Here is a 12,340-nt window from a genome sequence, read left to right as displayed (position 1 = left end):
GTATCGGCCGGTCAGGCAGCCTCGAGCAGACGCCGGGCCTGGGCACGCGCCTCATCGGTGACTTCGGCGCCGGACAGCATGCGGGCAATCTCCTCGCGGCGCTCGACGGCATCGAGGGCGTGGACGCCGGTGCGCGTGACGAGCCCGTCATGGCTCTTGGCGATCAGCCAGTGGCGGTCGGCGCGGGCGGCGACCTGCGGACTATGCGTGACGACGAGGATCTGGGCGCGGGCCGAGAGGCGGGCAAGCCGCTCGCCGATGGCACTGGCGACCGCGCCGCCGACGCCGCGATCAATCTCGTCGAAGATCATCGTGGCCGCCCCGCCCTCCTCTGCCAGCGCCACCTTGAGCGCGAGGATGAAACGCGAAAGTTCGCCACCGCTGGCGATCTTGACGAGCGGAGCGAAGGGCGCGCCGGGATTGGTGGAGATTTCGAATTCGACACGATCGCGCCCCGTGCCGCTCCATTGCGGCTCGGCCAGCGGCTCGACGATGGTGCGGAAGCGCGCGGCATCGAGCTTGAGCGGCGCAAGCTCCGCCTTCACCGCCGCATCGAGGCGGACGGCCGCCATCTGGCGCGCGGCGCTGAGCGTCGCGGCTTCCTCCTCATAAGCGGCGCGGGCAGCGCGGGCCTCGGCTTCCAGCGCGGCAATCCCCTCCCCGCCCGCATCGATGAGCGCGAGGCGCTGGGCGAGCTCCTCGGTGAGCGCGGCGAGCTGATCGGGATCGACGCGATGCTTGCGGGCGAGCGCGCGCAGATCGAACAGCCGCGTCTCGACCGCCTCCAGCCGGGCCGGATCGAAGGCCAGCGCGCGCGATGCCTCGCCCAGCCGGTCCTCGGCCTCGGCGGCCTCGATCACCGCGCGGTCGAGCGCTGCCAGCGCCTCGGCGAGCGCGGGATGCTCGGCCGCGATGCGATCGAGCCGGCGCGCGGCCTGACGAAGCTGGGCAAGGCCCCCCTCCGATCCTTCGAGATGGCCGGACACGGCCTCGAGATCGTCCGACAGGCGTGCGCCCTTCTGCATGGCGGCGCGCTCGGCGGCGAGCTCCGCTTCCTCGCCGGGCTCGGCGGCAAAGGCGGACAGCTCGGCCACCGCATGATCGAGCCATTCGCGATCGCGCGCGGCATTTTCCAGATCCTCGCGCGCACTTTCCAGCCGCGTCTCGGCCTCGCGCCAGGCACGGTGGGCGGAGGCGGCAGCATCGGTCGAGATACGGCCGAAGGCGTCGAGCAGCGCGCGATGGCCGCGCGGATTGAGCAGGCCACGATCATCATGCTGGCCATGGATTTCGACGAGATAGCTGCCGAGCTCGCGCAGCAGCGCAGCCGACGCCGGCTGATCGTTGACGAAGGCGCGACTGCCGCCATCGGCCTTGACGATGCGGCGGACGACGAGCGGCTCGCCGGGCTCGGCATCCAGGCCATTTTCGGCGAGAAGCGATGCGACCGCATGATCGGCCGGAAGATCGAAGCTGGCGGTGACGACCGATTGGGATGCGCCCTGGCGGACGAGCCCGCTGTCCGCGCGCGCGCCGAGCGCGAGGCCGAGCGAATCGAGCAGGATCGACTTGCCCGCGCCCGTCTCGCCCGTCAACGCGCCGAGACCGGATGCGAATTCCAGGTCGAGCGCTTCGATGAGCACGACATCGCGAATGGCGAGAGCGGTCAGCATGGCCAAGCTCTAGCCGATCATTTGGGGGAGTTGAACCGGGGCGGCCGCCCCAAGTGAATCGTCGCCCCTTGCCCCCAATGGCCGTCGTCCCTGCGGAGGCGGGGGCCCATGCCTCTATTCACTGGGGTCACGCTCGTGGCGAGAGCGATAGACCTCTATCTCCACGACGGAAGAATTTAGTTGCGAATCCCCGCCAGCCATTCGGTGATCATCGTCCGGCCATAAGTGATCGTCACCGGCCCCTGCGTACAATAATCTGCGCGGATCGCATCGGCATGAGTGCCGGCTTCGGCAAGATAATCGTCCGAATTTTCCAGCCAGGCCTCGATACGCGGATCCTCGCCCATTTCGGGGTGGCATTGCAGCGCGAGCAGATTGGCGCCGCGGCGGAAGGCCTGATGCACATATTTGTCGCTGGAGGCGAGCAATTCCGCGCCGTCGGGCAGGTCGAATGTATCGCCATGCCAGTGGAGCACGGGCACGCCGTCGAGATGGCGCAGCGGCGAATCGAGCCCGGCGGCATTGATGCTGATCGGCGCGAAGCCAACCTCCTTGACCGGCCCGGGATAGACATGGCTACCCATGGCAGCGGCGATCATCTGGCTGCCGAGGCAGACGCCGAGCGTGGGACGATCGGCGGCGATGCGATCGGCAAGCCGCTCAATCTCATGCGCGATCCAGGGATAGGCCTCGCGCTCATAGACGCCCATCGGGCCGCCCATCATCACGACCAGATCGGGCGAACACATGTCGAGCGTGGGAAAGGCCGGATCGGTGACGTCGATCCGATCGATGACATAGCCCGCTTCCTCCACCGGACGGCGGAAGGCGGCGATTCCTTCATAGGGGGTATGGCGAATGACGAGGGCGCGCTTCATGGGCGAAGCAGATTAGCCGATCATCCGCATTAATGAAGGTTAGAGATTCTTTTTCGGGCGAAAGATGGCAGCGCTCGCGATTTTGCCGGCCACCGCACTCAGGGGCGAGCGCGAACAATCGATCAATATTGCCGTCGCCCCTGCGCAAGGCAGGGGCGACGGTGGAGATCAGTCGCCCGTCAGAATGCGGTCGATAAGCTGCTTCACGCTGGGCACGAAGCCGTTGGAATAGAAGGGATCCTGCTTGAAGCGATAGGCGGCGTGGCCGGCGAACATCAGATTCTGGTCGATCGGCCCGCCATGCGCGATGTCCTGCAGCGTCTTCTGGATGCAGAAGCTGCGCGGATCGGCGAGGCGCCCGGTGCTGTTGCCTTCCATATCCGCCCAGGAGGAGAAGCTGCACTGGCTGAGACAGCCCATGCAATCCGCCTGATCCTTGCGGATCGTCTTCATCTCCTCGGGCGTCACGAAGACGAGCGTATTATCCGGCGTCTTGAGCGCGGAGGTGAAGCCCAGGCCATACCATTCGCGCGCGCGCAGCAGATCGCCGCGCGTGACCCAGAAGCTCTTGCCCTTCACGCCGACATCGAGCTGATATTGATGATCGCCCGCCGCTTCGCCGGAAAAGGCGATCTGCCGTTCCGAGCGCGCTTCCAGATTGCGCAGGAAGGGATTGCGCACGGCGGAGGAATAGAAACCCGTCGGCGAGAAGCGATGGAGCAGGATATCGCCTTCGTCGAGCTGCGTCAGATGCGTCTTCCAATCCTGCGGAATCGGGCTTTCCTGCGTCAGCAGCGGCCGCGTGCCGAACTGGAAGGCGATGGTGCCGAGCTCCGGATTGTCGATCCAGTCATTCCATTCGCGCAGGAACCAGACGCCGCCGGCCATGACGATCGGCACATCATCCGAAATACCGCCCTCGCGCATCGTTTCGCGCAGCGCCTTGACGCGGGGATAGGGATCCTCGGGCTTCAGCGGATCTTCGGCATTGGACAGGCCATTATGCCCGCCCGCACGCCACGGATCCTCATAGACCACCGCCGCAAGCCATTCGGACGCCTTGGAATAGGCCCGCTTCCATAGCGCGCGGAAGGCGCGGCCGGAACTGACGATCGGGAGATAATGGACATTGTAGGAGGCCGCGATCTCCGACAGACGATAGGGCATGCCGGCACCGCAGGTGACGCCCGCGACGAGGCCGCGCGTGCGTTCCAGCACGCCATGAAGCACGCGCTGCGCGCCGCCCATTTCCCACAGCACGTTGATGTTGATGGCACCCTTGCCGCCGGCAATCTCGAAGGCGCGCTTCACCTGCTGGACGGCGCCCTCGATCGCATATTCGATCAGTTCCTCATGCCGCTCACGCCGCGTGAGCGCGCGATAAACCTGGGGGATGATCCTGCCATCGGCATCATAGCTGTCGGCATTGACGGCCGAAACCGTGCCGATACCACCGGCCGCGGCCCAGGCGCCCGAACTCGCATGGTTCGAAACCGCCACGCCCTTGCCGCCCTCGATCAACGGCCAGACCTCTCGCCCACCATATAGGATCGGGCGCACACCCTTGAACAATCATCCCTCCGTCGGAAACCCGGGGCGCCATATAGGGGCTAACGCGCCGGAATGCGCGCGAAAAGCGATACCTACCCCCAAACACCCTCTTTTCGCCGCAATCCCCCATCATCCCCCCGATGCCGGGCGGGGGCAAGACGGAAAGATCAAATGGCCCGTTCGATCCGGTCGAGCAGCCGGTCGATCGCCGCGCGGCAGGGCGGCTCGTCGAGCGTGGGCGCATGACCGACCGCGGGCACCGTCAGATAATCCATCAGCGGCAGGCGGCGCACCATCTCGCTCGCCGTCTCCTCGCTCAGCACGTCGGACAGGGCGCCGCGGACGAGCAGCGAGGGCACGCCTTCCAGGCTCTGCAGCGCGGGCCACAGGTCCATCGCCGCATCGCCGGGCAGGCGGAAGGGCTCCGCGATCTTCATGTCATAATCGAGCACGATCTTGCCCGAGGAGGTGAGCCGGCACAGCCGCTTCGCCATGACCAGCCAGTCCTCCAGCGCATATTCGGGATAGGATGCGCCCTGCACCTCGGCGAGCGCGCGCGCGGCATGGACCCAGGTGGGCCAGCTCCCGCTCCGGCCGACATAGCTGCGAATGCGCGTGAGGCCGGCAATCTCCAGCACGGGGCCGATATCGTTGAGCAGTGCGCCCGCCAGCCGCCCCGGGCCGGTGGCGGACAACAGCATGGCGAGCATGCCGCCGAGCGAGGTGCCGAAGACGATGAAATGGCCAAGGCCGAGCGTGTCGATCAGCGCCTCGACATCCTGAAGATAGGTGAGCGGTACATAGCTCATCGGATCCTTGGCATAGGCGCTCTCGCCGCGCCCGCGCTGCTCGACGACGATCAGCCGCCAGCTTCCGGCCAGGCGATCGGCGACATCGGCGAAATCGCGCACATTGCGCGTGAGGCCGGGCAGGCAGAGGATCGGCGGCTTGTCCGACGGGCCCGGATAATCGCGATAATGGAGGCGAAGCCCGTCCTTGGACCACCAATAACCATCCGTCCAGCGCGCCTCCAATATCGTCACCATGCCCGCGTCACCCCCATGCTTGCGTCTCCCGGCCCAGTCGCCCCATATCGCCGCGATGGCGACGCCCCCGCAAGCCGGCTCTTACCGGCCCTCCAAAATCATCCTGCAACTTGACGGCGCGATCTATGATCCGGTGGAGGCAGCGCGCTTCCCCCAGCACAGGCTGCGCTTCCGCAATGACCGCTGGGCGGAGACGGTGGGCCTCGCCGGCCTGTCGGACGAGCAATGGATCGGCCATTTCGGCCGCTTCGAGCCGCTGCCGGACAATCTGCCGCAGCCCTTGGCGCTGCGTTACCATGGCCATCAGTTCCGCGTGTACAATCCCGACATCGGCGACGGGCGCGGCTTCCTCTTCGCACAACTGAAGGATGGGCGGGACCGGCTGCTCGATCTCGGCACCAAGGGATCGGGGCAGACGCCCTATAGTCGCTTCGGCGACGGACGACTGACGCTCAAGGGCGGCGTACGCGAGGTGCTGGCGACCGAGATGCTCGAGGCGCTGGGCGTCGAGACGTCCAAGAGCTTCTCGCTGATCGAGACGGGCGAAGAGCTCCAGCGCGGCGACGAGCCCTCCCCCACCCGTTCCTCCGTGCTGGTGCGGTTGAGCCACGGCCATATCCGCATCGGCACCTTCCAGCGCCTCGCCACCATCCGCGACGAAGCGACGATGCGGCAGCTCACCGCCTATGTGCTTGAACAATATTTCGGCGAGGCGGCGGGGGACGAGCCGGAGGCGCGGCTATTGGGCCATGTCGTCAAGGGCACCGCGCGGCTGGCGGCTTCCTATATGGCGGCGGGCTTCGTCCATGGCGTGCTCAACAGCGACAATATCAACGTCACCGCCGAAAGCTTCGATTATGGGCCATGGCGCTTCACGCCACTATGGGACGGGGGCTTCACCGCCGCCTATTTCGACCATCAGGGCCTCTATGCCTTCGGCCGGCAGGCGCAGGCGATCCATTGGGACGTGGTGCAGCTCGCCATCGCGCTGAGGCTGGTGGCAAGCGCAGAGGCGCTGGCGCCGGTGCTGGACGAATTTCCGGCGCGTTACGAGGATGCGTTCCGCGATGCGATCTTCGCGCGGCTGGGCATCGCGCCCAGGGGAGAGGCGGAGGATCTGGCGCTGCTCCAGGCGATCGATGGCGCGCTCGGCACGGGCATGGTGGAGATAGACCGTTTCTTCTTCGACTGGGCAGGCGGACGTCGGCGCGGTCCCTCGCCTGCCGACAGCGCCTATGCAACGCCGCAGTTTGCGGAGTTTGTGGCGGCGGTGGAACAGTTCCGGCCGATGCGCGCGCTCGATCATGATTATTGGCGGGACGAGGCGCCCTGCTCGATGCATATCGACGAGGTGGAGGCGATCTGGGCGCCGATCGCGGAGGGCGACGACTGGAGCCATTTCGAGGCGAAGGTGGCGGCGGTCAGACGGATGGGTGCGGCGATGGGTGGCGGCTGATCCGTCGCCCCTGCCCCCGAAGGGGCAATGGCGACGAGGGAACGAAAGTTCTCCTAACCCGTCGCAAAGCAAGCTTCGGTTGCGCCGCGATACGCGGGCGACCATCTGGGGCGCATGGCCACATTGCTCGATCCCCATGCGCGCGGGCGCGTGATTCTCGTCGGCGCCGGCCCGGGCGATCCCGGGCTGCTGACCTTGCGCGCGGTCGAGGCGCTCAAGAGCGCGGACGTGGTGGTGCATGACGGGCTGGTCGATCCGCGCGTGCTGGATCATGCCCCGGCCCATGCGCAGCGCATCTCGGTCGCCAAGCAGCGCGACCACCATACGCTGCCGCAGGATGCGATCAACGCGCTGATCATCGCCCATGTGAAGGCAGGATCGATCGTCGTGCGGCTCAAAGGCGGCGATCCGTTCGTCTTCGGGCGCGGCGGCGAAGAGGTGGAGGCGGTGCGCGCGGCAGGCCTCCGGGTCGATGTCGTCCCCGGCGTTTCGGCGGCGCTCGGCTGCGCTGCGGAGGCGATGCTGCCGCTGACGCATCGCGAATGGTCGAGCGCGGTGAGCTTCGTCGCGGGGCAGTGCGCGGGGCTCGGCGAGCAGAGCTGGGCGGGCCTTGCCGGCCATGGCCGCACGCTCGTAATCTATATGGGCGTTGCCTGTGCGCAGCTTATCGCGGACAAGCTGGTGGCCGAGGGCGTGGCGCCGGACATGCCGGTGGCGGTGCTGGAACGCGGCACGCTGGAAGGCAGCCGGGCGATGCGCACGCTGCTGGCCGATCTGGGCGACATGGTGCGCCGCGAGCGCGTCACGAGCCCGGCGATCATCGTCGTGGGCGAGGTCGTTCTGCTTTCGGACGCCGATAATCGCTTGGCAACGCTCGCCGCACAGGCCAGTGCGCTGGCATGAGGGCAAGCGACATGGAGTTCGAGACAGTGAGGATCGTGACGGGGAACGATCTGGCCACGGGTGACGTGACATGGTGGACCGGCAGGGGCTGGTCCCGCCACATCGCCGACGCGGTCGATGCCGGCGCGGAAGCAGAGGCGGTCGCCGCGCGCGAGGAAGCGGCACGCCATGTGAACGTGCCCTATGTGATCGAGGCGAAGGCGACGCCGGACGGCCCCCGCCCCGCCCATATCAAGGACCGCATCCGCGCTTATGGGCCGACCGTGCGCCCCGATCTTTCGATCGCGCCGGCGGATGAAGGCGCTGCGGAACGGGTGCTCTGATGTACAAATATGACGAATATGACCAGTCGATCGTCGAGGCGCGCGTGGAGGAATTCCGCGAGCAGGCCGAGCGCCGCCTGTCGGGCGAGCTGAGCGAGGATCAGTTCAAGCCGCTGAGGCTGATGAACGGCCTCTATCTCCAGCTCCACGCCTATATGCTGCGCATCGCCATTCCTTATGGCACGCTTTCCAGCCGGCAGATGCGGATGCTGGCGCACATCGCGCGCAAATATGACCGCGACTATGGACATTTCACCACGCGCCAGAACCTCCAGTACAACTGGATCAAGCTGGAGGATGCGGCCGACATATTGGCCGAGCTTGCCACCGTCGAGATGCATGCCATCCAGACGAGCGGCAACTGCATCCGCAACATCTCGTCCGACCAGTTCGCCGGCGCCGCCGCCGACGAGGTGACGGACCCGCGCCCCTGGGCCGAGCTGCTGCGCCAGTGGAGCACCTTTCACCCCGAATTCACCTATCTGCCGCGCAAGTTCAAAATTGCGGTGATCGCGTCGGAGGAGGATCGCGCGGCGGTGAAGCTGCACGATATCGGCCTGCAGATCCGGCGCAACGAGGCGGGCGAAGTCGGCTTCCGCGTGTTCGTGGGCGGCGGCATGGGCCGCACGCCGATGATCGCGCCGCTGATCCGCGACTTCCTGCCGAAAGAAGATTTCCTAAGCTATATGGAAGCCTGCCTGCGCGTCTATAATCGCTATGGCCGGCGCGATAATATGTACAAGGCACGGATCAAGATATTGATCCACGAGTTGGGCGCGGACGAATATCGCCGTCAGGTGGAGGAAGAATTCCTCCATGTGAAGACGCTCGGCCTCGATCCGCCCGCGGGCGAGTTCGAGCGGATCGCGGCCTTCTTCGCGCCGCCGGCCTATGAGACGGGCCTGCCCGACGAGATTGATCTCAGCGATCCCGATTTCGCCTCTTGGGTGGAGCAGAATGTCCATGCCCACAAGCAGCCGGGCCATGCGATCGTCACGATCAGCCTGAAGCCGGTCGGCGGCATTCCGGGCGACGCATCCTCCGCGCAGATGGATCTGATGGCGGACCTCGCCGAGCAATATAGTTTCGACGAGCTGCGCGTGACGCATGCGCAGAATATCGTGCTGCCGCATGTCGCCAAGCGCGATCTCCACACCATCTGGAAGAAGCTCGACGCGGCGGGGCTCGCCACCCCCAATCTCGATCTGGTGAGCGATATCATCGCCTGCCCGGGGCTCGATTATTGCAGCCTCGCCAATGCGCGCTCGATCCCGGTCGCGCAGAAGATCGCCCAGCGCTTCGCCAGCCTCGACCGGCAGCGCGACCTGGGCGAGGTGAAGCTCAAGATTTCCGGCTGCATCAACGCCTGCGGGCATCATCATGCGGGCCATATCGGCATCTTGGGCGTCGACCGGAAAGGCGAGGAGAATTACCAGCTCTCCTTCGGCGGATCGGGGGCCGAGGATACCAGCATCGCCAAGATCATCGGCCCCGGATTTTCCGAGGACGGCGTGGTCGACGCCGTGGAGAAGGCGCTGGAAACCTATCGCGAACTGCGCACCGAGGGCGAACGCTTCCTCGATACCTATCGGCGCGTCGGCCTCGCGCCCTTCAAGGAGGCGATCTATGGGTGACGCGATCCGGTTCCGCGACGACGAGCCGCATGAGGAGCCCGCCGTCACGCTCGACGCCTTTCTCGGCCAGAGCAACGCCACCGCCGTGCGGCTGGAGCCGGACGAGGATGCGCGCGCGCTGCTGCCGCATCTCGACCGGCTGTCGCTGATCGAGGTGGCCTTCCCCAAATTCCGCGACGGGCGCGGCTATTCGGCCGCGCGCATCCTGCGCGAGGCAGGCTATACGGGCGAGCTGCGCGCGGCGGGCGACGTTCTGCTCGACCAGATCGTTCCCATGCGGCGCTGCGGCTTCGATTCCTTCGCGCCCGAAACCACGCTCGACCTCGAAGCGGTCGAGCGCGCGCTCTATCGCTATGACTATGTCTATCAGAAGACGGTCGACATCAGGCCACCCGTCTGGAGGATCCGCAATGGCTGAAGCCGCCCGCGCGCTCGACATCATCGATACCGCCCCCGCCTTCGGGCCGGAGGATGCGGCCGCGCTCGAGGCGCGCTTCGCAGGCGTGGGCGCGTCGGAGATGCTGCGCGAGCTGCTGACGGGCGAGCTTGGCGGGCACACGGCGCTCGTCTCCTCCTTCGGCACCGAATCCGCGGTGCTGCTGCATCTGGTGACGTCGATCGACAAGGCGGTGCCGGTGATCTTCGTCAACACGCAGAAGATGTTCGGCGAGACGCTGGCCTATCGCGACGAGCTGGCCGAGCGGCTGGGCGTGCTGGACCTGCGCGTCTATCGTCCCGATCCGCGCGTGCTGGCGGCGAAGGACCAGACCGGCCTGCGCTGGTCCTATGATCCCGACGGATGCTGCGAAATCCGCAAGGTGGAGCCGCTGGCGCGCGCGCTTTCGGGCTTCGACGCCTGGATTTCGGGGCGCAAGGGCTTCCAGTCGGGCACGCGCAAGGCGCTGCCCCGCTTCGAGATCGAGGACGGCCGGCTCAAGATCAATCCGCTCGCGGACTGGAGCAAGGCCGATCTCGACGCCTATTTCGCGGAACATGAGCTGCCGCGCCATCCGCTGGAGGCGCGCGGCTATCTCTCGATCGGCTGCGCGCCCTGCACCAGCGTGGTGAAGCCGGGCGAGGATCCGCGCGCCGGCCGCTGGCGCGGCTGGGACAAGGTGGAATGCGGCATCCATTCCGTCATTCCCGGCCCAGGGGATGAGCCGGCTTTCTGAGGGGGTGGAGTTTCGCCCGGAGCGTTCTCCACCGGACCGCGCTCACCCTGAGCTTGTCGAAGGGTGCCGAGACTCACCCGACAGGCTCGATACAGGCTTTGACAAGCTCAGCCTGAGCGGTGTTTCAGTCAACCCTTCTGGGCCCGTCGCCCTTTGCCTCCGCAGGGGCGACGGGAGAATAGCGGCGGTCAGCTTTAATCCAGATCGCGCGCCCAGCCGTCGTCGGCCAGGTCGCTGAACTTGGTCGTTTCCTTGTCGAAATGGAGCGGCACATTGCCCGTGGCGCCGTGGCGCTGCTTGGCGATGATGGCGAGCGCCCGGCCCTGAATCTCCATGTCCTTGCGCATCCACTCGGCATATTTCTCCGCCTCGATCGAGTTGGAGTCGGTGGGCTTGGGCGGCTCCTTGAACGAGTGATAATAATCCTCGCGATAGACGAACATCACGATATCCGCGTCCTGCTCGATCGAGCCGGATTCGCGAAGGTCCGACAGGACGGGCCGCTTGTCCTCGCGCTGCTCGACCGCACGGCTGAGCTGGGAGAGCGCGATCACGGGGACGTGCAGCTCCTTGGCGAGCGTCTTGAGGCCACGGCTGATCTCCGAAATTTCCTGCACGCGATTTTCGCCCGCCGCCTTGCCCGAGCCGGACAGGAGCTGGAGATAATCGACGATGATGAGGTCGATGCCGCGCTGCCGCTTCAAGCGCCGCGCGCGGGTGCGCAGCGCGGCGACGGTGAGCCCCGGCGTGTCGTCGATATAGAAAGGCAGCGTCTCAAGCTCGGCAGACGCGCGGGCGAGATTGCGGAAATCCTGCTGGTTGATCTTGCCCATGCGGAGCTTTTCGGAGCTGATGCCCGATTGCTCGGCAAGGATACGCGTGGCGAGCTGATCGGCGGACATTTCGAGGCTGAAAAAGGCCACGCCCGCGCCGAGCGACTTGCCCTCTTCTATCCCGTCCTCGCGATCGCGCACGAGCCGCTTGGCTGCGTTGAAGCCGATATTGGTGGCAAGCGAGGTCTTGCCCATGCCGGGACGGCCGGCGAGGATGATGAGGTCGGAGCGGTGGAGGCCGCCCATCCGCTTGTTGAGTCCTTCGAGGCCCGTGGTGATGCCCGAGACGCCGCCGCCGCTGTTGAGCGCGCGCTCGACCGACTTGACCGCGAGCGAGGCGGCCTGGGCGAAGCTCTTGACGCTGCCCTGCTCACCCCCTTCCTCGGCGACGCGATAGAGGGCGACCTCCGCCTCCTCGATCTGCGTCTTGGGATCGACCGAGTCGCTGGTGTCGCTCGCTTTCTCGACCATCGTCCGGCCGACCGCGATCAGCTCGCGGAGAAGCGCCAGATCATAGATTTGCGTCGCGAAATCGCGCGCGCCGATCAGCGCCGCGCCCGATCCGGTGAGCTTGGCGAGATAGGCGGGGCCGCCCAGCTCCTTCATTTCCGCATCCGCCTCGAACATCGGCCGGAGCGTCACCGGATTGGCGATCATGTTGCGATCGATCGCCTTCAATATCGCCTCATAGATGCGGCCATGGAGCGGCTGGTGAAAATGCTCGGGCCTGAGCTTCACCTGCACATCCTCGGCGATGCGATTGTCGATCATCAGCGCGCCGAGAAGGGCTGCTTCGGCCTCCACATTGTGCGGCAGGGCGGGCGGTTCACCGGGCGAGGGCGGCGTGATTCGTACGAGTTCGGCCATGGCG

The 12,340-nt window shown here is 66.3% G+C and carries 11 protein-coding genes; 6 read left to right on the top strand and 5 right to left on the bottom strand.

Annotated features, from left to right (window positions below; genetic code table 11):
• Positions 1-11: 11 nt before the first annotated feature.
• The 4 genes from recN to CLG96_RS12175 all read right to left on the bottom strand — a co-directional run bounded on the left by recN (position 12) and on the right by CLG96_RS12175 (position 5,148).
• Entirely contained in the window at positions 12-1,673 is a 1,662-nt protein-coding gene (gene recN, locus CLG96_RS12190) for a DNA repair protein RecN (protein ID WP_107968258.1), read from the bottom strand.
• A gap of 176 nt (positions 1,674-1,849) precedes the next feature.
• Positions 1,850-2,551: a glutamine amidotransferase gene (locus tag CLG96_RS12185; protein ID WP_107968257.1), complete on the bottom strand. Its 702-nt coding sequence runs from the start codon at positions 2,549-2,551 to the stop codon at positions 1,850-1,852.
• Positions 2,552-2,719: 168 nt separating this feature from the next.
• Positions 2,720-4,123: an NAD(P)H-dependent flavin oxidoreductase gene (locus CLG96_RS12180; protein ID WP_107968256.1), complete on the bottom strand. Its 1,404-nt coding sequence runs from the start codon at positions 4,121-4,123 to the stop codon at positions 2,720-2,722.
• Positions 4,124-4,269: 146 nt separating this feature from the next.
• Positions 4,270-5,148 carry an alpha/beta fold hydrolase gene (locus CLG96_RS12175; protein WP_107968255.1) on the bottom strand — a complete coding sequence of 293 codons (879 nt, stop codon included), beginning with the start codon at positions 5,146-5,148 and terminating at the stop codon, positions 4,270-4,272.
• Between the two features lie 55 nt (positions 5,149-5,203).
• On the opposite strand from CLG96_RS12175, the gene CLG96_RS12170 reads away from it, so the two are divergent.
• The 6 genes from CLG96_RS12170 (at position 5,204) to CLG96_RS12145 (ending at position 10,636) form a co-directional block, all read left to right on the top strand.
• Entirely contained in the window at positions 5,204-6,604 is a 1,401-nt protein-coding gene (locus tag CLG96_RS12170) for a protein adenylyltransferase SelO family protein (RefSeq protein ID WP_107968254.1), read from the top strand.
• 114 nt (positions 6,605-6,718) lie between these two features.
• Positions 6,719-7,507 (top strand): uroporphyrinogen-III C-methyltransferase, encoded by a 789-nt coding sequence (cobA, locus tag CLG96_RS12165; protein WP_107968253.1) that lies wholly within the window; start codon positions 6,719-6,721, stop codon positions 7,505-7,507.
• 26 nt (positions 7,508-7,533) lie between these two features.
• Entirely contained in the window at positions 7,534-7,830 is a 297-nt protein-coding gene (locus CLG96_RS12160) for a DUF2849 domain-containing protein (RefSeq protein WP_107968715.1), read from the top strand.
• Positions 7,830-9,464, top strand: a complete 1,635-nt coding sequence (locus tag CLG96_RS12155; protein WP_107968252.1) for a nitrite/sulfite reductase — start codon at positions 7,830-7,832, stop codon at positions 9,462-9,464. The genes CLG96_RS12160 and CLG96_RS12155 overlap by 1 nt, the downstream gene beginning before the upstream one ends.
• Positions 9,457-9,882, top strand: coding sequence for a DUF934 domain-containing protein (locus CLG96_RS12150; protein WP_107968251.1), 426 nt, complete (start codon positions 9,457-9,459; stop codon positions 9,880-9,882). Before CLG96_RS12155 ends, CLG96_RS12150 begins: the two co-directional genes overlap by 8 nt.
• Positions 9,875-10,636 (top strand): phosphoadenylyl-sulfate reductase, encoded by a 762-nt coding sequence (locus CLG96_RS12145; protein ID WP_107968250.1) that lies wholly within the window; start codon positions 9,875-9,877, stop codon positions 10,634-10,636. Before CLG96_RS12150 ends, CLG96_RS12145 begins: the two co-directional genes overlap by 8 nt.
• A gap of 194 nt (positions 10,637-10,830) precedes the next feature.
• Here the strand turns inward: CLG96_RS12145 and CLG96_RS12140 are convergent, their stop codons facing one another.
• Positions 10,831-12,336, bottom strand: a complete 1,506-nt coding sequence (locus CLG96_RS12140; RefSeq protein ID WP_107968713.1) for a replicative DNA helicase — start codon at positions 12,334-12,336, stop codon at positions 10,831-10,833.
• Between the last annotated feature and the right edge of the window lie 4 nt (positions 12,337-12,340).

Source organism: Sphingomonas oleivorans (assembly GCF_003050615.1).
Taxonomy (GTDB): Bacteria; Pseudomonadota; Alphaproteobacteria; order Sphingomonadales; family Sphingomonadaceae; genus Sphingomonas_H; species Sphingomonas_H oleivorans.
The sequence above is the reverse complement of the archived record's forward strand: the minus strand, read 5'-3'. Positions and strand labels throughout refer to the sequence as shown.

Coding starts and splice junctions, on each gene's coding strand:
- CLG96_RS12145 (WP_107968250.1), top strand. CDS start 9,875: ATGGCTGAAGCCGCCCGCGCGCTCGACATCATCGATACCGCCCCCGCC.
- CLG96_RS12150 (WP_107968251.1), top strand. CDS start 9,457: ATGGGTGACGCGATCCGGTTCCGCGACGACGAGCCGCATGAGGAGCCC.
- CLG96_RS12170 (WP_107968254.1), top strand. CDS start 5,204: ATGGCGACGCCCCCGCAAGCCGGCTCTTACCGGCCCTCCAAAATCATC.
- cobA (WP_107968253.1), top strand. CDS start 6,719: ATGGCCACATTGCTCGATCCCCATGCGCGCGGGCGCGTGATTCTCGTC.
- CLG96_RS12155 (WP_107968252.1), top strand. CDS start 7,830: ATGTACAAATATGACGAATATGACCAGTCGATCGTCGAGGCGCGCGTG.
- CLG96_RS12175 (WP_107968255.1), bottom strand. CDS start 5,148: ATGGTGACGATATTGGAGGCGCGCTGGACGGATGGTTATTGGTGGTCC.
- CLG96_RS12185 (WP_107968257.1), bottom strand. CDS start 2,551: ATGAAGCGCGCCCTCGTCATTCGCCATACCCCCTATGAAGGAATCGCC.
- CLG96_RS12140 (WP_107968713.1), bottom strand. CDS start 12,336: ATGGCCGAACTCGTACGAATCACGCCGCCCTCGCCCGGTGAACCGCCC.
- recN (WP_107968258.1), bottom strand. CDS start 1,673: ATGCTGACCGCTCTCGCCATTCGCGATGTCGTGCTCATCGAAGCGCTC.